Source organism: Vibrio phycocola (genome assembly GCF_054404255.1).
In genome coordinates this window covers 109865-132271 of the sequence record NZ_JBTAMQ010000007.1, presented here as the reverse complement: position 1 = coordinate 132271, position 22407 = coordinate 109865, and the positions used below count along the sequence as shown (strand labels likewise).

Genomic DNA, 22407 nt, shown 5'->3' with positions numbered 1-22407 from the left:
TTTACAACGAATCCCGAACTAAAATATTATACCGCTCACGGAGAGATGGCTGAGTGGCCGAAAGCACCTGACTTGAAATCAGGCGAGGGGCGACCCTCCTAGGGTTCAAATCCCTATCTCTCCGCCACATTCAAAAAAAACCGCTGATTATTCAGCGGTTTTTTGTTTCTGAACATTGCAGATCCCTATCTAATCCGATAAGGAGATACAATGTACCTAGTAAATTTTGAGATAACTGCGTGCATCAAGCAGGCGTTCACTTCAGCCCAGTGTTCCACCTCACTTCAATCCCAACGCTCTATTCCTTTCCAGAACTTTAAAAAAACGATTTCCGAACGGATTGATGTCGATCAAAGCACTCTGGATTTAGTCTACCCCTACTTCGCCGAGCGTAAAAATGCTCGGATAGAAATGCAATGCACAATCGTTGAAAAGAAACTTTGGCAACACAAAGCCATCCAAGCAAAAACCAGCGTTTCAAAGTTAATATCGCATACCCTGAAAGACTTGAAAGTGATTGTGCCGCGCGTAGAAGAACTGAACCAGGTTGTTAACGAACGAGTATGATTCAATTCTCTAATCAACCAACTTGCAAAATGGGCGAACACATATAAAACCTCCGCAGATACATTAACCATCCTAGGTGGGTTGGAAAGAATCTCTTCAGAATTTGAGCGACACGATAGACGTGTCATGAAAATCTTGTTTCAAGATCGTCATTTCAACTAGATTCGCTTTGGACTAACTCCAGAACAATTCGATGAGGAGCTAGATAAATGACGGTAATTTCCATTTTTCGAACTGATGGTAGCCAATCCAGCAACCCTACTGCCGCATCTGACTATCTATATGGTACTCACTGCGCGCTAACAGGTGAAAATTCTGGTAGAGAATATGAATGCCGCTATTGAAAAACGCGCTGAGTTTAACCGTAAGCGGTATCTATCCTCTAAGAAGCACAAAACCATCGAGATTAAACAGGACATTCAACTACAACTACCTGAGCCAAAAAAATCAAACATAGAGAACCTTCCTCATATGAGACAGGTAGAGAATATACAGTTCCTCTCTGAGAAAATTAATCGAGAACTAACCGCTATCGAACCGCGACTCAAAGGAGAAGCTATCGAAAATAACCACAACAAAGAGAATATAAATGAATCACCTAGAACTACAAATGAGCCAGTGCATAACGAGACTAAACGAAGATTACCTAAAGTTAATCAAGCAATACCAAAACGAACAACAGCAACAATCACAGAGTTACGAAAACAATATCAGGGATCTCCTGATGCAGCACCAGAACGATCTTCGGTCTCAGTCAGAGAAATACGAAGCGAAAATCAATCTCCTAATGTCCCAGTATCAGGAAGAGCGGACGGAAATTCTAGACAAGCTGAAAGATCTCCATGAAACATTGACACAAGAGTACCGAGACTCTCTAAACGAGTTAATGCAGCTATCCAAAGATGCCGATCAGCAATTGATTTCAGCAGAGTCATTAATAGTGAAGTTCCAGCACAGATTAACGATGCTGGAAACCTCCTTCAACGAATTAGAGCAATCCGTGAAAACATTGTCAGAACAACTGTTGCCTTGATTCAAAAGCCGACTCTTCTATACAAAATACGAGAAGAGCTGAAGCCGAAAAATAGCAAATTGAACTCCCACAAACCTCTGACTATTGACGATGTCATAGACAAAATGAATGGGGTTCGCCCGAAAAAAGACACTTCGAAAACTCCTGACAAGAGAAAGTAATTTCAAAGCTACCGCACTGACGTGCGGTATTGTTTTGTCTAAAGCTATTTTGGACAATCCTGTATCAGAAGCCTCACGAATGATACAAAAAAGAGAGTTATTGCTCCCCTTAAATACGTGGATGTTATGTTTTAAAAGGCACAGTGTAGCATTCCACTATATCCTGTCCTCGAAGCTTGTAAGTTGCTAACTTCTCACGTATCGCATCGACATTATTTATTTCGTTACTTGTAGAGATAGCTTCAAAGAAGCTAAGAGCATTTTGACGAAGCTCCTGCAGCTTTTGCTCATTGATAATACGAATAGTCGGCTTAGGTGAAGATGCGTATTCAAACTTCACAGAAGGATGAACCATTATAGGAGTGTGCTGACTTGTAAAATCATACTGGTTTTCAAACCAAGTAGAGGAACCATTTAGCTGGTTACAGTAGCTTTTATTGATTGTGTCAGAGGTAGCTTCATTTTTACACTCAATAACCAAATATTGTTGATTGCCAATAGACCAAAGGTTATCTGGCCCCTTGTTATACGCAAGTTCTGGTCGTTGACTATTGAAGCCCAACATTTTTGCTAAATCATTCATTGCTGCTTCAAACTTGTTTGCTGACTTAGGCTTGAAAAATAAGTCGTCGATCATGGCATTTGCAGCAATGATCATCTTGTTTTTTACCAAGAACTTACTATTCAAGTAGCTTGAGCATTGCTCAGCCTGCTCTTGAGTTAAGTTGTTAATTTTAGAGTAGTTCAGCCCAGACAATGGCTTTAAAAGCCTCTGGTTATATGTATTTGCATTTAGCAATATCAATTGGGCCTGAGTTTCATCGTTGATATTTGTATATTCAGCTAATACTTGCTTTAGATATCCTTTTAATGCGTTATCGTCACAAGCATTCGCTGTAGCTTCAATGATACGACATGCATTATTTACATCACCACGAATAGCCGACAGATAAGCATCGTAAAGTGAAAGCTTAATTGGTTTACTGTCGGTTCGCTCATCATAAGTCAACTGGGCGAGTTGACCTTTGCTAAACGCTACCCACTGTGGATTTTGAAGTAAACAGTAGTCCATCAACTGCTCTAACTCTGAAGCAGGTTTATCTGTTACTTGTGCAGTCACGCGTTCCGATGTATTCATTTGCGCACGTGTAGCTGGTGAAAAGTTTTCAATAGCGTTATCTGTATAGATAGTGCTTGTTAGCCCCTTTCCTGTAAGTAGAACTACGCAATAGTCATCGCTTGAACGAACACCACGTCCCATGCCTTGCTCAATCCGTTGGATTTTCTCGACATTGTCATAGTTGCTCGACATCAGCGAAGATTGCTTTACTCGATCGATCAAGTTTCTAGCATCGGGTAATCCATCGATAACTAGGAGCCTACATGCTGTTTGAGGTAAATCAATACCATCATAACGATTATTTAACACGACTAAGCCAACATGTTGAGCTTTCAAACGGGCAACACCTTCACTAATATTACTTGAGTTTAATGTGAGGTCGGATACGTTTTCCCACTGCTTAGCTCGATATGTAGATGGAGTTATAACTACTACATTATGTTTTTTAGACACGATTTTGCATAGCTGTTGGATATCTTTGTCTGTTATTTGTGGGTTAATAACCTGAGGTAGTAAGATCATACGATCACCGACATCTCCAGCAGTATCGGGAGTTATCGGGTTAGATAGTTCATTAGGGTTCACACCAAAATGGCTAGAAAGGATGCTATCGTCTGCAAGTGTTGCAGTCATAAAGATTTTACGTGTTGCTTGTCCCAGTGCAGGTATTACAGAAATGGGGATGAAATGAGGAGAGATCTCTACTTTACTTGCACTAAACACACAGTTTGCTAACTGTAGGTGACTCTTAAGTAACGGGTATGAGAACTCGATAACACGGTCACTTTTGTATTTCACAAGCGTTTGTGTCACCACTGCTTGTTGTTTTTGCCAACTCCAGAACGGCACTTGTAAGAAAGCACTTGTATCACCGCTTAAGATCTCATGGTATTTGGCATAACTCTGCTTTTCTAGCACGCTGTCAAAAGTAGAGCGAAGTTCGTTATATAGAGGAGATGTGCTGGGAACTTCCATTGTAAACTGTTGATCTACGGTGTCTAAACACGCATGAGCATCGTCAATGATAATGCTTCCAATAGGCACTTTGATACCCTCATCATCCACACCAAAAACAGACCGACCATTAACAAGCTTATGGATATTGATAACAAGTATACTATTACCTGATAAGTATCGATGATCATGCGGGTTTTTAGTGGTTTCAATTCCAAGTTCTTTGGCTTCCAATATAACTTGGTCTACAAGGTAGTTATCAGGTACTACGTAAACTGCAGGTCCTTTCTTTTCATTCAAGCAACTCTTTAACACGAGTAAACCTACTGACGTTTTACCACCACCAGTATTCATCTTGATCACTAAGTTGTTCGTATCCCTTCTTTCGTACCATTTCGCCCAAACTTGACTTTGGACATCACGTGGATACTGAAACTTCCCGCTAACCTTAGGAAGAGCCTGAAAAATCTCCCTTGGCTTGAAAGAACTATCAACAGGGTTGGTTCCACCAAGCTGACTAAAATCTAGCATTTATTATCCTAATTATAGTTAAGTGTTTAGCCGACTATATGTGTGTATATGCATTTATACAACGACCTATTTCACAATAACTCCAATTAATGTGAGATCTAAAAAAATTACGATAACAAAGCTATTCTAAAGCTACCTGACTAGATGAACTAACCCTGATAGTCGAAGCTAACTTTGGGGCACTTCTGAGGTATAGCAAAATCTATAATCGGCAGGCCAAAAAACTGTCATCCACTACAAACCTGCCTATGAGGTCATATCCTCATGATTTTCGTATCAACGCTTCAGAAGTTTGATTGATACACCACAAATATTCAGTTCATCTTTCGATAATGGGTGCATCTCTATCTCTGAGCATCCATTATTGCCTACCAGCCATACAAACTCTTCGAATTCACCAGCACCACTTACGACACAGGTGCTTGAATTATCGGTTTTTTGAGAATTTCCGAAGTAGTAAGTTGGATTTGTTAACTTAGTATCTCCAATTTCTACAGTAACGGTGGGTGCTAAGATTTTATCGATTCTTTCAAAATCAGGCTCAGCATCCATCACGCCAGAGCCAGAAATAGAGCCGAAATCATATGAAACAACGAAATTGTTGTTTAGAGTTTCATCCGCAAATGCGTTACTAGAAAGAACAAGCAAAGTGATTCAAGTTTTTTTTCATTTGGTGTAGTGGCATAGTGATTCTGCTCCGTCGATTTGTCGTCGAGCCCTAAATCCTCTAATTAAATTTTAAACATAACACTGCAAACAACAGTGCATAGGTTGGTGTTGTTAGCTTTACTATTTTACAAAACGTTCGGTATACCTAGTAAACACCCAACCTTGTAGCAATGTGCCGCCTTCATATTCATATGAAATCTCAATCCAGTTTTTATTTTTAGAATGAATAGTTACAACTTGTCCAAAGATCATTTCGTCCAAGATCGGTGAATTAGTCGTTGCCTCGGCTCTTAACCTAACATTATTGCCAGTAATAAAACGAAGGTTTGTAGTGTCAAAGTCAGCAATTCTTCTTGGTAACACCTTAATATCTTTAACTTTATCTCTTGCTGATTTATCACTTTGAGATAAGTAATCTGTGACAGCAGGAGTTAACAAATTTGCTGAAATGCTATTTAATTGAGGGAGAAATATATGTAAGAAGAACGCAGCCAATATTATTTGAATAAATGGAGGTAATTGCTTAAACGTTTTAACAAAATTATTTGAATCAGATGTGTCAGATAACTGATTAGCTGCCGATTGAAAATCAAGTTCTATAGTTTCTTCATCTAGAGGAAAGTATTCAGTAAAACTTGATTCGGAAATAGAGCTAGCAGCACAATTTAGAAAATCAGGGGTTAATTGTTTAATCACACTTGCCTGCTCTAACTCAGCTAAAGCGTTAAATACAGAAGAGGAGCCTGATATTACTGACATAGTTTCTTCAGTTAGATAGCTTTTAGTGTCAAAAAGTTTCATAGCTTTTGCTACAGCAGAAGAGCCGCTGGTAATGCTCAACGCTTTATCCATTAATGATTGTTGCGACTCGAAAGATTTCATTGCCTGTTCAATAGCAGATGAGGCACTGGTGATACTTAACGCTGTATCCATTAATGATTGTTGTGATTCGAAGGGTTTCATTGCCTGTTCAATAGCAGATGAGGCACTGGTGATACCTAACGCTTTATCCATTAATGATTGTTGTGATTCGAAGGGTTTCATTGCCTGTTCAATAGCAGATGAGGCACTGGTGATACTTAACGCTTTATCCATTAATGATTGTTGCGATTCGAAGGGTTTCATTGCCTGTTCAATAGCAGATGAGGCACTGGTGATACTTAGTGTTTTTTCCAAGTTTGAGAATTTAACCTTACCTTTCATAATCACTGATCTCGAGAGTGAAGCTAACGCCCAAGTAGCTTGCACCAAAAGCTTCAAAGAGTTTGCTATCCATTTAATTTTTTTGTTATGTTACATAACCTCATGAAGATTGTAGAAATTTTAGGGGCTGTGTCTAGCCCCTATAACCCACTGCCTAAATCAGAAAATACCAAGCTAAATTCATAGCCAGCACAACCAATCTAGGGTGTATTCTGATGGTCAATTGAATAATCATCACAGCTCCCAAGTGTTTCTCTAAAGTATGGACTGATTAATCCTCGGACTAACCGACGAAGTGTCCAGCGTAGAGTGCTTGCCCACTGCGCTATTGCCCTTGCAGATACCACCTACAAGGGGGGACTTTCCGAAACATTTAGACTTAGAAGATCAGAAGCATGATCAGGCTAGCTTGGATTAGATAATTAATCAAATAGATACAATCGAAACTTGAGGAAAAACTCGATAGTCAGATATCAACATAACAGTTATTTTGTGGACATTGTCAAGTAGATAATATTGTCTTAAATTAATATGTGTTAAATTGCACTACATCAAACTATATATTCAAATAATACACTTAATGCATATTTGTAAAAATTGATAGACTTCAAGAAATGCGGGATAACACACGGTGGAGAAAAAGCAATTCTGAAGAGAAATCAAACCGCTCCGTGACTAGATTTAGCGATAAACAATAAATCAGGTGTGCAAGGACTTTGCTGCCTATTCAGTATTAATGGTGCGAATTAGTGATTTCTTAGGCATTAGAGCTCTCTTATTGGATTATTATCCTGTGATATTTCTCTTAGATATATTTACATTAGAAAATAAGGCATTTTGGGGCATATAATGTCGACTTACTATAGAAAAGCTTACCATCGATCGTTATAGTGAGCACATCTGCTATTGAAGAGCCTGAATCGATACCTTGTAATCAGGTGCTATACAGAATCCTATGAGGTAGGTAATTAAGATAATAATAATATTCATAATAAATAAAGACATACGGACAACACCGTCGTCTGAGCAGGTTACAGCCTTGATGTAACAAAAATGAATATTTACAGATTTTAATTAACTAACAGTAGGATTTTTATGAAAACCATTGAATACTTCTATAACAAACACATCCATGCAGCTCGAAAAGTAGCGAAGGGTCTAACTGGACTTGATAGGGCGGAAGCTATCTATCACTATTTTGAGGGAAATACGACACATCCTCACGCCTGGTACACGTACCAACAGGAAATGTTGAATCGTCGTTCTGATCACAAATTTCCAATTGATCTGATGAAAAAAATGGCTATTTCAGTCGCAGAAAATGAATGGCTATTACACAATAGTCAAAACAATCAGCCTAAATAACAAGATACGCCAACGTCACCGATACTTCTTATTTATTGGTGACTTCCCCATCCTAATCGTACATAAACTCCACAAAAATATTGACATCCGTTAGCTCTAGGGTTAGGGTCGTTTTAGATATCCATTTGTTCACAGATTTGCAATGGAAAATCGAATTTTCTCTTTATTATATAAAGGGTTAGGTTAAAGCGAATTTTTAGAGGTTGGTTTCAAATCCCTATCTCTCCGCCACATTCTAAAAAAACCGCTGATTATTCAGCGGTTTTTTTGTTTCTGAACATTGTATCTCCCTATCTAGTCCGATAAGGAGATACAATGCACCTACTAAAATCTACAAACGGCTTATATTTCTCACGTGTATGCACACCTAAAACACTTATAAAACAAAGTATGAGTAGCAAGGGAAGTTGCCGGAATAATGCCTTTGTTGGAAGCTTTTCCACTTATTGAAAGTAGACTCTGTCTAATTCGAACCATAATGACGAGAGAAGAACTGCACTAAGCATTTTTTAAATACATCGAAGTTATAAACATGACTTGAGAGTGTGTCGTCAATAGAAAACTTAATATTATCATCTTTCTAATGCATATTTTCCGAGCTAAACTCTATCTAAAGCACTAAGGGTAAGCACGTATGAAACAAATATTAAAACTCAGTACGTATCACTGGACAGTCGTATTCTTTCTTTGTGGTCTCTTTTTTATTGGCTTTGTATTACTGTCTGTTAATCTTTTCCAGATGTCGATGGCAAATATCGAATTCATACAAGAGCATGGCTTCACTGCGATCATGGCTGGCGCTCTGATTCAAACTATTGAGCTTGCTGCTGTCGGCATCATGTCACTTTTCCTATACCTTGGCTTTAAATGCTGCGAGGGTGATTTAATTTCACGCTACAATACGTGGAACGACAAGGCTTGACCGTTACAATTAACTCAACAAGCTGACTTTGAAAATCTATTGAACTAACGTCTTCTTCGCTTAGAAAATGAAGAATTTAGCGAGCCTTTAAAGTAGGACATGACACATAGTAGTCTTCCCCCATTTTAGGGGATGCAAAGGTCCCCTATCCTACTCCATAACGTACTGGCTCTTACTAGACCCAAAACACCTCTGAGCATGACAAAAATTGGGCTGCATTGTTAAGAAGAGAATCAAACATCCGCTTTACGTTTTTATATAGTGTAGTGGCAATGATGTTGAATCGAGTACTTTGCGTAACACAAAACAAGAGTTAACCCCTGCGACACCGGGAATTCGGGTAATTTTTCCGAGTAAAATATCGTGATAACTGTCCATATCTGCGACAGCGACTTTCAGTTGATAGTCAGCATCATTGCCTGCAATTAAATAACACTCCATTACTTCTGGGATTTCGATTACCGCTTGTTCAAAGCTGGAAAATCGTGCTGGGATATGCTTATCCATACTGATAGAAACAAGCGCAATTAGATTAAGCCCTATCTGTCGCTCATTAATACGGGCCACATAGTGATCGATAACACCACTATCTTGTAACTGTTTGACTCTGCGAGAACAAGGGGCGGCAGTGAGGCCTATACGGTCCGCTAAGTCTTGGTTAGAAAGAGAACCGTCTTTTTGAAGCTCTTGCAGTATCTTTATATCAAACTTATCAAGTTGCATTAAATTTCCCTGCTTGTTCCATCAAAGAAATAATAATTACTATTTCTTACTTACTGCGCAATTTTATCAAACAATTATTACTAATATAACAAAACTACGCAAGCCTGTTGTTTAGATAATCCATTAAACTAGATGATAGTAAAGACGTGTTGCTCTGGTTTGTTCATCAACTTTTCACCGTGGCAGCAGTGACAACCATATCCCTAGTAGAGGAATGTCCAAAATGTATGACTTTCACAAATACCGCGCTTTTGAGCCTATTCGTTTAACTGACCGAACATGGCCAGATCACGTTATTGAGCAAGCACCGAACTGGTGTAGTGTTGATCTACGTGATGGTAATCAAGCGCTGATTAACCCTATGGATGTGGAAAAGAAAACGCGTTTGTTCACTCTATTAGTAAAACTTGGCTTTAAAGAAATAGAAGTCGGATTTCCTGCCGCTTCTCAACCTGATTTCGATTTTGTTCGTTCATTAATTGACAATAACTTGATCCCTGATGATGTCACTATTCAGGTTCTAACCCAAGCTCGTGAAGATCTAATTGCTCGCTCATATCAAGCATTAAAAGGGGTGAAAAGAGCCATCGTTCACGTATACAACTCCACCTCTACCGTACAGCGCCAGCAAGTCTTTGCGAAAGATCAAGCAGGGATAAAAGCTATCGCTGTTCAAGGAGCGCGTTGGGTTGCAGAATATGCGGCACAGAATTCTGAAACAGAGTGGGCATTCCAGTATTCACCTGAGAGCTTTACCGGAACCGAAATGGACTATGCGCTAGAAGTGTGTAATGCGATTTTGGAACAATGGCAGCCACAAACTGGGCGTAGAGTGATTCTAAATTTACCCGCAACGGTAGAAGTGTCGACACCTAATATTTATGCGGATCAAATCGAATACTTTTGTCGCCATATCAACCATAGACAGCATGTTGAGATAAGTTTGCACACGCATAACGACCGAGGTTGCGGTGTAGCAGCAGCGGAATTGGGCGTTATGGCTGGGGCAGATAGAATCGAAGGAACTTTGTTAGGCAATGGTGAGCGTACAGGCAATATGGATATCGTTACGATGGGGATGAACCTTTACTCTCAAGGTATCGATCCGCAATTAGATTTCTCAAACATTACGGAGATTATCGATGTCGTGGAGTATTGTACTCAACTGCCGGTGCCTGCTCGTCACCCTTGGGTTGGAGAACTGGTTTATACGGCGTTTTCAGGTAGTCATCAAGACGCCATCCGTAAATCGATGCAGTACCACGAAAAACACCAACTCTCCCATTGGCAGGTCGCGTATTTGCCCATTGATCCCAGAGATATCGGTCTAGATTACGAGGCGGTAGTCCGCATCAATAGTCAGAGCGGCAAAGGTGGCGTGGCGTTGATTTTAGAAAGAGATTACAACATTAACCTCCCAAAATGGATGCACGCAGAGATTAGCCGTATTGTGCAGAAGGCATCAGAAAGTAGCGGTTCAGAAATCACCTCTCTAGAGATCAAATCGATTTTTGAGCAGAACTTTATGGTTCAAAATCAACAGTGGAAGCTTCAAGAATACGATGTGCATACCGAGCAAGAAATGGTGACTGGGCTATTTAGAATTCCGAGTCTTCAACAATCGCTTAAAGGTGAAGGCAAGGGTTCAATAGAGGCTTTAGTGAATGCTTTGGAGAAACGTTTTGCTACAGAAATCGTTGTTACTCACTTAGAAGAAAGCGCACTCACTGAAGGAACGATGTCGAAAGCACAAGCATGCATTGCCCTGACTGTTTCAGGTCAAACCTATTGCAGTGTCACCATAGGAGAAGATACTTCAGCGGCCGTACTGCAAGCTGTTCTTAGCGCTTTTTCTCGCAGTCAAAAGGCAAAGCAGATAGCCGCATAGACATGTGCTTTCTTTAACGAAAACGGTTTACCAACTTAACTCGTCAATATGAATGGTGAAAGCACAGACAAAGGTGAAGAGCAAACGGCGGTTACTTGTAATAGCCACTCTTCACCTTCTCTACAACCTGCTCAACACTGTTGGTCACTTGGGAGATAGAAAATCCGATCAAAAATGGAGAGGTGACGTATCTAGGTACCACTTTACAGACGATACCCCCATTCCACTGATAAAAGAACAAGTTATAACTGTTGCAATAGCTGGTGACATAACGAACCAGTTTTTGGATATGAGTCGCGAGAAAGCGATCATTGCGTTGATCGGTAATAACATTGAATTCTGCCGCGCTCGCGTTGGGCTTGGTCGACATATTCACAACGCAGTTACCCTCTCTGTATATCTCAACGCCATCAAAACTCTCTTCACAGATTAACTGTTGGTAATCCACATCTTGTAACCCCACAATTTGCATATGAGCGTGATCGACACTGCCGCCAGAGAGTGGCCCATGATTCTTGTAAAATAAGACGGAAGCAAATCGGTCGCTCTCTAACATGCTAAACCAATGATTAATGCCAAAGGTGATCAGCTTATGCATATGGCTCGCACTGTAGCTTGAGATATCTTCCCCACATTGATCGGTCTCAATCAATACCGTTTGGTAGGTGTGCTCGATAGTCGGAAACTTGTTCTCAACCAATAGGATCGAGCCAGCGGTATCAATAATCGTCGCGAGCTGATCTCGGCTGCAAAATGGGCAGTTAACCTCGCCTTTTTGATGTTCAAACTTCTTTCTACCGATGTCGCTACGAAAATGAAGGTGCTTGTTGATCATAACTATTCCTATCTATCAATTATAATTATTCTAAGTTTTTCATATGGATATTAATAGCGATTTGTTCAATAGTGCGTTCAGCGACCTAACCCACTGCTCATATCACATATGACTTCAGGCCATTAACGCCATCCCGGCGCACACCTAATCTTTACAATAGTCTCTATAGAGAATATTATTAACAAATACTCCTCATGAGGATTTATTATGAAATTAGCGAACGACAGCCAAATTGACCATAAAACCATGTCTATTGCTGGCTTCAAAGCCGCCGATAATATCCTTTCTAAATGGGGCTGCTCCGCTCAGCAAGCACAAACAATTCTAAAGGTATCAAAGTCTTCGTATCATAAATTTAAATCATCGCCTGACACCGCTAATCTAACCGACGATCAGTTGGAACGCATCAGCTATATTCTCAACATACATCAAGGGCTTCGGATTGTATTTAGCAACCCAGCGAACGTCAGTGGCTTTATGAGTATGGAAAATCACAACGATTACTTTGCCGGTAAAACACCCCTAGAGATTATTTGCTCTGGCAAGTTTGGGGATTTGTATGAGGTGGCGAAAAGAGTCGATGCTCTAAGAGGCGGATTGTGGGGATAACGAAAGTGGTAAAGGGATTCCGGCTGATCAATACGCAATACCCTGCCATCGCCATTTTCGACGATGTTGCCGACAAAGAAGAGTTTGACGCGCTTTATGCCATCCAAGCAATCACAAATCCGCGTCTCAAAGACCAAGTTGGAGATATTTCTCTCATCGATAAACAAGAGATTCCGTTTCACTGTAAACGCAATCGAAGCTACGCCGTTGCGCCATTTACGCACATTAATCCCGTCGGTGGTCGCTTTAATGATGGTCTGTTTGGCGCGCTCTATTTTGCTTCCAATGACGAAACCGCCGTTGTAGAAGTAAGGCATCACCAACAGCAATATTGGTCTGGTGTGGTAGGACTAAAATATGACCGATTTTTGTTTCGTGGCTTGCGAATTGAGTCTGAGCCAAAATCAGTGCATATTGTTCAGGACTCCGATACCTCTATCTTAGACCCCGACTTTTACGCTGCATCGCAACAACTGGCTCGTGAACTAAAGACCAAGAAAGTACAATGCATCCAGTACCCGTCTGTTAGGTCAAACCATGGTATTTGCTGGGCATTATTAACACCTAAACCCGTTACTGATATTGTACAGAGTTACTTACTGGAAATGATTTGGGACGGGGAAAAAATCTCCGAGGTCAATAAAGTGAGTAAGATTAGCTAAGCTTAACCCGTGTAAAAAAATTTGGAGAAAGTATGAGTTTCGAACAGATGTCAGATGAGAAGATTTTATCGATTGCAAATCCAATCATGGATAACCTAATGCAAGCATCGACCGAGATTGATCATCAGAAGCACGTCGTCGATTTTACTGATCGTTTGAAAGCCATTGTCACAACGGAACATCTCCAAATGGTGTGTGAGCATTACCAGTCGGAGAAAGGTTACTTTTCCCAGCGAGAGGTTGTCGCGGTTTTTAAACGACCAGACTCAGCAGCCATTATTTGGAAGCAGTATTTCACTAAAGCCAAAGGTGAGTTTGTCGCCGAAATGGTATTAGTGAACATCGATGGCCAGTATAAATGTGACCACGTAATGGTGTTTTAATCGGGCACGATGTTCATATATTCTTGTCTATCAAAAGCGTGAAGTGATGGGGTTAAGAGCTCAATTTATCGACCTGAAGATTGTAATAGAGCTCTAAATTCCGCTAGATACTAACAAATTTCATTAGTCGCATATCCATCTGTTTTAAACTGTTGTAGCGACTTAATTGCCGAATTCACCATATCGTATTCCGCTTGTCGCGTATTAAAGGAATGATGAGTGGTAATTTGAACATTATCCATGCTTAACAAAGTATTGAGATTTTTATTTGTGATCTCTTTGTCACTAAAATCATACCTATAGTAGTCCTGTTCACCCTCTACAACATCCAATGCAGCAGCGGAAACTTTTCCACTTTTCAGGGCGCTAATTAATGCCTCAGTATCAATTAATTCTCCTCGCGCATTATTAACAATGCATACATCCTCTTTCATTAGTTGAAACGCGTGTTCATCAAGTAAATGGTAACTTGATTCAAGCAATGGAGCATGCAACGTTATCACGTCAGACTGTTTGAATACCTCTTCCAGTGGCAGGTATTCCACCTTCGTGTTTATCTCTTTGTTTTCATAGATATCATGAGCAATGATTCTACAGCCAAATCCGGAAAGCCCTTTGATCACGCTCTGCCCAATTCTGCCTGTGCCAATCACGCCGATAGTTTGATTATGTAACTCTCTTCCCTGCAAACCCAACAAGGTAAAGTCCTTTTTTCTTAACTTACTTTGAGAATACGACAACTTTCTTAAACAAGTTAAAATCGACATTATTGTAAATTCGCCAACCGAATGAGGAGAATAAGAAGAATTACTAAACTTAAGGCCTAGTTCCTGACATGCCTCAAGATCCAAATTTTCATACCCGATGGCTTTCGTTGAAATATGTTTAACTCCAAATGCTTTTAACTGAGTTAACACTTCCCTGTTCAGCGTACATTTTCCGGCACATGATATTGCTTCGTATCCTTTAGCAAGGTGTACATTCTCCATACTAAGAGGTTGATTCACGATAACGACATCAACACCGCGTTCAGCTGAAACACTTTCCACGCCGGCGACTTGGTTTTTAAATACACTATAAAAAAGGATTTTCATTTCAACCCCTTTAGTGCCGTGATTAACGTTCTATTTTCACTTTCGGTGCCAATCGTAACACGCACAAATTTGCCCATAGGTCGTATAATGCAGCCACTTTTTAGCAACTCTTCGTAAATATATTTAGTGTCCATTTTCATATCGACGAAAAGGAAATTGGCCTCCGAGGGAACAACATCAAATCCCATCTTGGTAAATTCTTCAAATAGATATTCTTTTCCAATTTGGTTGTTACTTTTTACTGTTTCTAAAAAAGCATCATCATCAATTGCAGCCTCAGCCGCAGCTAAAGCGGGTGAACTGGTCACAAATGTTTGATGAGCTTTGTTAAGTACGTCGATGATCTCTTCTGAAGCAATACCGTAACCAATACGCAACCCAGCAAGACCATAGATCTTAGAAAATGTTCGGACAATCATAAGATTAGGATGCATATTTAGGCCTTGGAGTGAATCTGCTTGATCTCTATTTTCTACAAATTCAATATAGGCTTCATCAACAATGACCAAAATATCATCAGGAACCTGAGCTAAAAATGTAGCGATCTCCTGATAGGACAAAATCGTTCCCGTTGGATTATTGGGGTTACAGATAATCATTAATTTAGTTTTGTCGCTTATCGCTTCGAGCATCCCATCTAAATTATATTTGTAGCCATCCGCCAACGGAACTTCAACAGGGACACCACCATGCCTAACGGTATTATTGTAATAGGCAGGAAACGTTGGCTTGCTGTAGATCACTTCGTCACCCTCTTCGATCAGGATTTCTGTTACCAGCCTTAGAACCCCACTAGCTCCATTCGAAACGATGAGCTGTTCCATCGATATTCCAAGTTTGCAAGCAATGGCTTTTCGCAACGATATCGCACTCGGATCTGGATAAATATTGACTGAAATTGAGGCTGCGTTTAATGCTTCTATTCCCTTTGGAGAAACGCCCAATGGATTTTCATTTGATGCCAATTTAATTAGCGTCTCGATACCATATTCGTCTTTCATTTCTTCAATATTGGCACCCGGTATATACGGTCGAACTTTACTAAAAGCACGGTTGGTTTTATTTGAAATCATACTGACTTTTTTCCCTTTATTTTGTGGCTGCTTCACAGTCCGTTTTTTATTAGATCAGATTTATCATCGAGTCTTTAACAACAATACGAGTAATTCGGTGAATTCGGTTTTCTTTCATTTCACTTTGTATGTCTAAACATATATTTTCAATGAAAGATGGAAAAATCGTGCCAATTTAAATAAGCAATAAATATCAATGATTTATTATTAATGTAAGTACGATACCCGTGTTGCTTTGGTGCGTTTGATCTTTCTTGGGGCGATAAATAGATACAAACCTATTAGTGGACCAAAACAGATTTGGCCGAAGAAAAATGTAATCACAGCCACGATAAACAAGTAGAAGACGGTATAGAGACATGAAACATTTCCGATGGTGTTCGCATGCCATTCCCTCGCATTAATGGAGTAATTTGAGCGTAAAATTATTTGATTAACGGTGCACCAAAGTTGCTCTAGTTGCATCAAAATCTACTGATTTGTGAGTAACCTCTCGAAGGTTTGGATTGAAAAATATAATTAACTATTTGTTTTTAAAGTAATTTAATGTTTTGGCATGAGTTTCGCAATGATGTCATAACATTATATGTCTAGTCATGTATTTATGCGAAGCTACTTATGAACGAATCCACCAAACACATTCTGCAAGAGACCCCATCGATTGGCGAAGGTTACACATCGGGAAGCAGCATCGTTGCGCATGTTTCTCGTAAATTATCGAGTCTATTGTTGGTAGAACTTGAACGGCTTATTAAAGAAAACTCCAGTTTAAATCTTGCCAGCTGGCGAGCTCTACGAGGACTGTCAGAAATAGACAGTTCCTCTCAAAAAGAGTTAGTTAAATTTGCCAATATCGATCAAGGTCAAATGAGTCGAGCGCTCACTGATTTAGAGAAGAAAGGCTTTGTATCACTACAACGATCTAAAGAAGACAAACGCAGTTGGCGTTTCTCTATTACTACCGAGGGTAAGTCTTATTATCAACAACTTAGCCCTTTGGTCGACAACTTCCATCAAGAATTAACTGACTCGCTCACTGACTCGGAGCTTGAAACATTCGTTCGTTTGAGCGCAAGAGTCGCTGATATTGTAACGGAAAAATACTCAGATAATTAAAAGTCGTGATTTTGGCACAAGGCAGTGCCCATTAGCCATCTAAAGAAATGAAGGAATACAAGATGAAAATTAATCGTTTTATAAAGAACGTAGTTCTAACCACATCACTTTTGATTTCGACCACCACAATGGCCAGTGATTGGGAACCTAATGGTTCAATTACATTAAAAATTGGCTTTGGCCCTGGTGGGGCAACAGATGTGATGGGTCGAGCCATTGCTTCTGCCATTGAAGAAAACGAAGGCTGGAACGTTATTGTTCAAAACAAACCTGGTGGCGGTGGTGTTGCAATGCTATCTGGCTTGGCACACGATGATCCAGATGGCACCAATATCGGTCTCGGTGTAACACTGGCCACACTAATGAATATTGCAACTCGAGGAGAGAGTTTGCCATTTAACCTTGATAGCTTCGATTATCTAGGGACGATTGCAGTTGCACCTTTGGCCATTATTGCTCCAACCGATGCTCCTTATAACACTTTCGCTGAGTTTGTGGAGCAATCAAAAGCCAATGGCGGATATTTAATTGGTTTTGATGGTGGCCCTCAGCGTATGGTTATTAACGCTATCAACGCCGACACAAATGCCGGTATAGAAACCGTCAGTCATAAAAGTGGCGCAGAGCAAATTCAAGGCCTATTAGGTGGACAATTACAAGCTGGCTTTGGCGCAGGTGCACATATTGAGTACATCAATTCAGGTGACTTAAAAATGCTCGCCGTGGTAACAGACACTCGCCAAAATTATTCTCCTGAAACCTCAACGTTGATTGAACAAGGCTTTAATTACTCGCTGAATCCCTATTTTTACCTTACAACACCAAAGGGCCTTTCTACGGAAGCTAAAACAGCCCTAGCATCGGCTTTTGACACAGCACTAAAGTCAGAATCAGTGGTAAATCTGGTTGAAAATACAATGAAAACAAGCACTCACAACCTTGGCCCAGACGGAACAGAAGCAAGCCTAAAAAACAATTTAACAGATACGAAAAGCTTGTTGATGAAATAGAGTAGAACCATACGGCTGTGTTTAATTGCACAGTCGTATCACTTTTCCGGAGGTAGTGTTAAATGTCATTAGAACGATTGCAAACAGGCATACTTATTCTTGGGATGATCTTTTTCTATTTTGTCATCATGCCAGGACAAGTCGACCACATTGAGAATGCTCGTATTGTTCCCACAACGGTCCCAACGATTGCTATTTGGATCATCATTGTTACGGCAATTTTTCAGTTTATTTCAAACAAAGCGACCATCAACTTTAATCCAACCTTGTGTCTTCGCACAGTTGCCTGTGTCGCCTATGTGATTACATCCATCTCAATAATGGGGCATTTTGGATTTGAATTTGGGGCCCCCCTATTAGCGCTTGGTGTCATGTTGTTGATTGGTGAACGAAGGTTACATTGGTTGTTCTTAGGTGCTTTCGTAATCCCTATTGGTGTTTGGCTACTTGTAGAGCAGGTACTAAATCGGTATTTACCTTAGGAGTTCATCATGGTTGATTTATCTACGATTCTCGCTGGGTTTGCCGATGCTTTCACGCTAACCAATCTGTTGTACGTAGTCTCGGGTGTAATTATCGGTCAGTTTGTGGGCGCTATGCCTGGTATTGGACCCGTGATGACAATGGCCATTGCCGTACCGTTTACGTTTGTTTTAAACCCTTTACCGGCGATTGGTCTTTTAATAGGAATAAACAAAGGTGGGCTTGTCGGCGGTGCGATACCCGCTATTTTAATCAACACTCCCGGAACACCAGATGCAGCGGCAACCGCAATTGATGGATACCCTCTGACTAAAAGAGGTAAACCGTTAAAGGCGTTGAAAATGGCGTTGTATTCTTCTGTTACTGGAGACAGTTTTAGCGACATCGTACTCATCACCATCGCTGCTCCATTAGCCATTGTTGCCTTGCAAATGGGACCAGTAGAGGTCTTTGCATTGATGGTTTTTGCATTCTCGCTGATTTCTGGTTTGATTGGGAGTTCTGTTACACGAGGCATTATTGCAACTGCACTTGGGCTTTTAGTGGCAACAGTTGGATTAGACCCCGAACATTCGACTCCACGATTTCTGTTCGGTTTTTACGACCTTTATGATGGATTTCCGCTACCTGCGATTGCAATTGGTACACTGGCTGTGGCTGAAATCATACGACGTTTGGTTGCAATGACTGGAGAAATTCGTCCTGCGGTGTATTTTCCGAAAATACAACCAAATGAAGATAAAAATATTAGCCTAAAAGAATATTTGAGTTGTAAGTTTGTGCTGCTGCGCGGGGCACTTATTGGCACAGGCATTGGCGCGGTGCCAGGAATGGGCTCGACAGCGGCAGCGTTTATGAGCTATTCAGCGACAAAACAATCATCGAAAAATCCCGAGAAATTTGGCACTGGTGAAATCCGTGGCATTGCGGCGACAGAGAGTGCGAATAGCTCTGTTGCCGGCGCTGATATGATCCCGTTATTGACTCTAGGATTACCTGGTTCAGCCTCATCGGCGATGTTAATTGGTGCGTTTCTTATTCAAGGTATTCAGCCGGGGCCATTGTTGTTTGAATCACAGGGGCAGCTTATTTACGGTCTGTTCGGTGCGATGCTGATGGCCAATATATGTAACTTTATTATCGGATTCTTTGGCTTACGCGTTTGGTCTAAACTCATTTCGGCTCCTGAATCTTTGGTGTTTTCCGCCGCTCTCGTGCTCTGCGTAGCTGGGGTTTACCTCTCTACGGGTAGCATGTTTGGTATCTATGTCATGTTTCTCTTCGCTGGACTTGGGCTTATTATGACGGCGTTAAATTACCCAGTAGTTGTCTTTATTATCGCTTTCTTTTTGGCGCCACGGTTTGAACTCTCGCTGGGTCAATCTGCCACTATTTTACGAGGTGACCCGCTTCGCTTAATCCATCACCCTGTAGCACTAGTATTATTTGCAATGTCCATCTTTGTTATTTACTGGCTCAATATACGTAAAAAGAACACCTAATGAGGATATTTAATTGAACAGCATCGAAATTTTGCGCAAGCTTATCGCATTTGATACCGTCAGCAGTCAATCTAATTTGGCACTGGTTTCATGGGTGACAGATCTACTGGATCAACATGATATTCCTTATCGCCTAACGTCAAATGATGAGGGCACAAAGCAGAACATCTTTGCAATGATCGGTCCTCAAGTGGAAGGGGGGATTATTCTTAGTGGCCACACCGATGTCGTTCCTGTAACTGGGCAAGTTTGGGACTCTGACCCGTTCACATTAACTGAACGAGGTAGTCGCCTTTATGGACGTGGCAGTTGCGATATGAAAGGCTTTATCGCCGCCGCACTCGTTGCGTTGATCAAGGCCAATTCCGAAAAATTGTCTAAGCCGCTGTATCTTGCTTTGTCTTACGATGAAGAGATTGGCTGTCTTGGGGTGCCGCGTTTAATTAATGATATCGTCGATATTGTCCCGCCCCTTCGAGCTGTCATCGTAGGAGAACCCACTGAAATGCGCCCCATAAATCAGCATAAAGGAGCATTTCGCAGCAAGATTAGCTTAACAGGTAAAGCCGGTCACTCTAGCGATCCAAGCCTTGGAGTGAGTGCAATTCATTATGCAGGTAAAGTATTACAGGGGCTTTCTGAATATGCGGATACACAAAAAGCGAATTGTGATCCTCAAAGTGCTCTAAGCCCAAACTATACCGTTATCAATACCGGGTTAATTTCTGGTGGAGTGGCACCAAACATCATCGCACAAGACTGTGAAATGACCTTGTCTACTCGCTTTATGCCTTCGCAAACCGTTGATATGCATTTGGGTTGCTTTAAACATATCGTTGCCGAGGTGGAAGACCGTATGCAAAAGCATGCGCCTGAATGCTCAGCTAATGTCGTTGTTGAAGGCAGCATTCCCGCCTTTAAACCAGAACCAGACAGCGAGGCGGTAAAGCTTTGTGAAGAGTTACTTGGTCCTAAAACACTAGGCGCAGTTGGTTTTGGTACCGAAGCTGGACACTTTCAACAAGCAGGGTTCCCAACCATTGTTCTTGGTCCGGGAAGTATTAATCAAGCACACCAACCCAACGAGTTTATTGAAATTGACCAAATGAAGCAGATTGACGACTGTTTGAATAAACTGGTCGACTTACAAAGGTAACTTGATTCTTAATTGAACCAATAGACTCCCTTTTCAAGCATAACTTATTGGGGTTTGCGGTGGTATTAACGCCACAAACTCATCAGTTAAGTGAGCGGTCGCAGCTTTGTTAAAAGTGCTTATCTTCTAAAAGGATTCATATGAACAGTCGTCACTCAGTTGCATTTTTAGGCTTTTTATTAATTCTGAGTATCTCGGGGCCATTAGCCATTAATTTCTACTTGGCATTATTGCCTAATATGGCGGAGGACTTTTCAACTAGTGCCGTTTTGATTCAGCAAACGGTAACCCTTTATTTAATGGGCTTTGCTGGTGCTCAATTAATTATCGGACCGTTGTCTGATCGATTCGGCCGTAAAGTCATATTATTGGTATGTTATAGCGTTTTTGTCGTCGCCTCTTTGGTTTGTGCCCTGGCAACAGACGTCACATTCCTGATTGGAGCAAGATTTGTACAATCGTTAGGCGGGTGCGCTGGAGTCCTGATCAGCCGTGTGATAGTTAAAGACGTTTACCCTCCAGAGGAAATGGGCAAAGTCATGTCTTATATGACAACAGGCTTTTCAATGGCGCCTTTATTGGCTCCAATGATTGGTGGCTTTGTTGGTGTTGAGTTTGGTTGGCGGAGCTTGTTTTATATTTTATCGCTATTTGGTGTCGTATTAATTTTATGGACAATGTTCGGTTATAAAGAATCAAATACAAATCTCAACCCAGATGCGACACGAATAAATCATTTAGTTGGAAATTATGCCGCCTTAATGAAAGAGCCTTCGTTTGTAGGATATTCGTTAGCCGTGTGTTGTTCTATCGCAGGTGTTTTAACTTACACCTCTGCTTCAAGTTTTGTTCTGATTGAATTGCTAGCGGTACCCGTAACGGCTTATGGTTTGTTATTTAGCGTCAGTGCTTTTGGAATGTTATTAGGCAGTATCATTGCCGCTAGACTTAATAGTCATTTCGGCAGTGCATCTACCGTTTTGTATGGCGCGAAAATACTCGCCCTTGGTGGTATTATAATGGCCGTATTGCCATGGCTAGGAGTGGTATCAGTTGCAACAATCGTTGGTCCCATGTTCATCTACGCGTTGGGGAATGGAATCGTGATGCCAACGGCGATGTCATTGGCCATTATGCCTTTCCCTAAAAAAGCGGGTGCTGCTGCCGCTTGGATAGGATGTTGTCAGGCTGCATTAGGGTCTTTATGTGGCTATGTTGTGGGATTGCTATATAACGCTAGTGCGATCCCCATGACATCGATGATTGGGCTGTTATCAATAATCCCTTTACTCAGCATTGTAGCTATACGATTTAAGTATCGTTACGCTGAATAAATGTTAAAACTGAA

General features: G+C 40.9%; 23 protein-coding genes and 1 tRNA gene. 17 read left to right on the top strand and 7 right to left on the bottom strand.

Translation table 11 applies throughout. From position 1 onward, the window contains the following. Positions 1-39 precede the first annotated feature (39 nt). From ACXJY6_RS10910 to ACXJY6_RS10890, 5 genes are all read left to right on the top strand, one after another. Positions 40-127: transfer RNA gene (locus ACXJY6_RS10910), tRNA-Ser, on the top strand. An 83-nt stretch (positions 128-210) separates the two neighbouring features. Next, complete coding sequence (locus ACXJY6_RS10905) at positions 211-567, top strand: hypothetical protein (protein WP_458768351.1); 357 nt, start codon at positions 211-213, stop codon at positions 565-567. A gap of 209 nt (positions 568-776) precedes the next feature. Further along, positions 777-911, top strand: coding sequence for a hypothetical protein (locus ACXJY6_RS10900; protein ID WP_458768350.1), 135 nt, complete (start codon positions 777-779; stop codon positions 909-911). Next, positions 895-1413, top strand: a complete 519-nt coding sequence (locus tag ACXJY6_RS10895; protein ID WP_458768349.1) for a hypothetical protein — start codon at positions 895-897, stop codon at positions 1411-1413. Before ACXJY6_RS10900 ends, ACXJY6_RS10895 begins: the two co-directional genes overlap by 17 nt. Positions 1414-1453: 40 nt before the next feature. Next, complete coding sequence (locus ACXJY6_RS10890) at positions 1454-1600, top strand: hypothetical protein (protein ID WP_458768348.1); 147 nt, start codon at positions 1454-1456, stop codon at positions 1598-1600. A 285-nt stretch (positions 1601-1885) separates the two neighbouring features. Here ACXJY6_RS10890 and ACXJY6_RS10885 read toward each other — a convergent pair whose 3' ends face one another. The 3 genes from ACXJY6_RS10885 to ACXJY6_RS10875 form a co-directional block, all read right to left on the bottom strand. Next, complete coding sequence (locus tag ACXJY6_RS10885; protein ID WP_458768347.1) at positions 1886-4366, bottom strand: DEAD/DEAH box helicase family protein; 2481 nt, start codon at positions 4364-4366, stop codon at positions 1886-1888. Positions 4367-4642: 276 nt separating this feature from the next. Further along, entirely contained in the window at positions 4643-5014 is a 372-nt protein-coding gene (locus tag ACXJY6_RS10880) for a hypothetical protein (protein WP_458768346.1), read from the bottom strand. 141 nt (positions 5015-5155) lie between these two features. Beyond that, positions 5156-6238 carry an SH3 domain-containing protein gene (locus tag ACXJY6_RS10875; protein WP_458768345.1) on the bottom strand — a complete coding sequence of 361 codons (1083 nt, stop codon included), beginning with the start codon at positions 6236-6238 and terminating at the stop codon, positions 5156-5158. Positions 6239-7333: 1095 nt separating this feature from the next. Here ACXJY6_RS10875 and ACXJY6_RS10870 point away from each other — a divergent pair. Continuing rightward, a complete protein-coding gene (locus ACXJY6_RS10870; protein WP_458768344.1) occupies positions 7334-7603 on the top strand; it encodes a hypothetical protein in 270 nt (89 codons plus the stop codon). 634 nt (positions 7604-8237) lie between these two features. Further along, positions 8238-8525 carry a hypothetical protein gene (locus ACXJY6_RS10865; protein WP_458768343.1) on the top strand — a complete coding sequence of 96 codons (288 nt, stop codon included), beginning with the start codon at positions 8238-8240 and terminating at the stop codon, positions 8523-8525. A 246-nt stretch (positions 8526-8771) separates the two neighbouring features. On the opposite strand, the gene ACXJY6_RS10860 is transcribed toward ACXJY6_RS10865, so the two are convergent. Continuing rightward, positions 8772-9248, bottom strand: coding sequence for an Lrp/AsnC family transcriptional regulator (locus ACXJY6_RS10860; RefSeq protein WP_458768342.1), 477 nt, complete (start codon positions 9246-9248; stop codon positions 8772-8774). Between the two features lie 223 nt (positions 9249-9471). Here ACXJY6_RS10860 and leuA point away from each other — a divergent pair, with 223 nt between their 5' ends. Then, positions 9472-11136 carry a 2-isopropylmalate synthase gene (gene leuA, locus ACXJY6_RS10855; protein WP_458768341.1) on the top strand — a complete coding sequence of 555 codons (1665 nt, stop codon included), beginning with the start codon at positions 9472-9474 and terminating at the stop codon, positions 11134-11136. Between the two features lie 91 nt (positions 11137-11227). On the opposite strand, the gene ACXJY6_RS10850 is transcribed toward leuA, so the two are convergent. After that, the gene (locus ACXJY6_RS10850) at positions 11228-11971 is read right to left on the bottom strand and encodes a DUF4931 domain-containing protein (RefSeq protein ID WP_458768340.1); all 744 of its coding nucleotides are present in this window, start codon (positions 11969-11971) and stop codon (positions 11228-11230) included. A gap of 207 nt (positions 11972-12178) precedes the next feature. Between ACXJY6_RS10850 and ACXJY6_RS10845 the strand changes: the two genes are divergently transcribed. Genes ACXJY6_RS10845 through ACXJY6_RS10835 form a run of 3 tightly spaced genes read left to right on the top strand, consistent with a single transcriptional unit; the run spans position 12179 to position 13625 of the window. Continuing rightward, positions 12179-12580: an MbcA/ParS/Xre antitoxin family protein gene (locus tag ACXJY6_RS10845; RefSeq protein WP_456050258.1), complete on the top strand. Its 402-nt coding sequence runs from the start codon at positions 12179-12181 to the stop codon at positions 12578-12580. Continuing rightward, positions 12571-13242 (top strand): RES family NAD+ phosphorylase, encoded by a 672-nt coding sequence (locus tag ACXJY6_RS10840; protein WP_458768339.1) that lies wholly within the window; start codon positions 12571-12573, stop codon positions 13240-13242. Before ACXJY6_RS10845 ends, ACXJY6_RS10840 begins: the two co-directional genes overlap by 10 nt. 32 nt (positions 13243-13274) lie before the next feature. Further along, a complete protein-coding gene (locus ACXJY6_RS10835; RefSeq protein WP_458768338.1) occupies positions 13275-13625 on the top strand; it encodes a hypothetical protein in 351 nt (116 codons plus the stop codon). Between the two features lie 110 nt (positions 13626-13735). On the opposite strand, the gene ACXJY6_RS10830 is transcribed toward ACXJY6_RS10835, so the two are convergent. Together ACXJY6_RS10830 and hisC are read right to left on the bottom strand one after the other, a co-directional pair. Continuing rightward, positions 13736-14719: an NAD(P)-dependent oxidoreductase gene (locus ACXJY6_RS10830; RefSeq protein WP_458768337.1), complete on the bottom strand. Its 984-nt coding sequence runs from the start codon at positions 14717-14719 to the stop codon at positions 13736-13738. Further along, positions 14716-15792 (bottom strand): histidinol-phosphate transaminase, encoded by a 1077-nt coding sequence (hisC, locus tag ACXJY6_RS10825; RefSeq protein WP_458768336.1) that lies wholly within the window; start codon positions 15790-15792, stop codon positions 14716-14718. Before hisC ends, ACXJY6_RS10830 begins: the two co-directional genes overlap by 4 nt. Before the next feature lie 618 nt (positions 15793-16410). On the opposite strand from hisC, the gene ACXJY6_RS10820 reads away from it, so the two are divergent. The 6 genes from ACXJY6_RS10820 to ACXJY6_RS10795 all read left to right on the top strand — a co-directional run bounded on the left by ACXJY6_RS10820 (position 16411) and on the right by ACXJY6_RS10795 (position 22393). Beyond that, positions 16411-16908, top strand: coding sequence for a MarR family winged helix-turn-helix transcriptional regulator (locus ACXJY6_RS10820; RefSeq protein ID WP_458768335.1), 498 nt, complete (start codon positions 16411-16413; stop codon positions 16906-16908). A 62-nt stretch (positions 16909-16970) separates the two neighbouring features. After that, a complete protein-coding gene (locus ACXJY6_RS10815) occupies positions 16971-17918 on the top strand; it encodes a tripartite tricarboxylate transporter substrate binding protein (protein ID WP_458768334.1) in 948 nt (315 codons plus the stop codon). Between the two features lie 62 nt (positions 17919-17980). Further along, complete coding sequence (locus tag ACXJY6_RS10810; protein ID WP_458768333.1) at positions 17981-18400, top strand: tripartite tricarboxylate transporter TctB family protein; 420 nt, start codon at positions 17981-17983, stop codon at positions 18398-18400. A 9-nt stretch (positions 18401-18409) separates the two neighbouring features. Next, entirely contained in the window at positions 18410-19903 is a 1494-nt protein-coding gene (locus ACXJY6_RS10805) for a tripartite tricarboxylate transporter permease (protein ID WP_458768332.1), read from the top strand. A gap of 13 nt (positions 19904-19916) precedes the next feature. Further along, complete coding sequence (gene argE / locus ACXJY6_RS10800) at positions 19917-21059, top strand: acetylornithine deacetylase (protein ID WP_458768331.1); 1143 nt, start codon at positions 19917-19919, stop codon at positions 21057-21059. Between the two features lie 140 nt (positions 21060-21199). Further along, positions 21200-22393: a multidrug effflux MFS transporter gene (locus tag ACXJY6_RS10795; protein ID WP_458768330.1), complete on the top strand. Its 1194-nt coding sequence runs from the start codon at positions 21200-21202 to the stop codon at positions 22391-22393. Positions 22394-22407 lie beyond the last annotated feature (14 nt).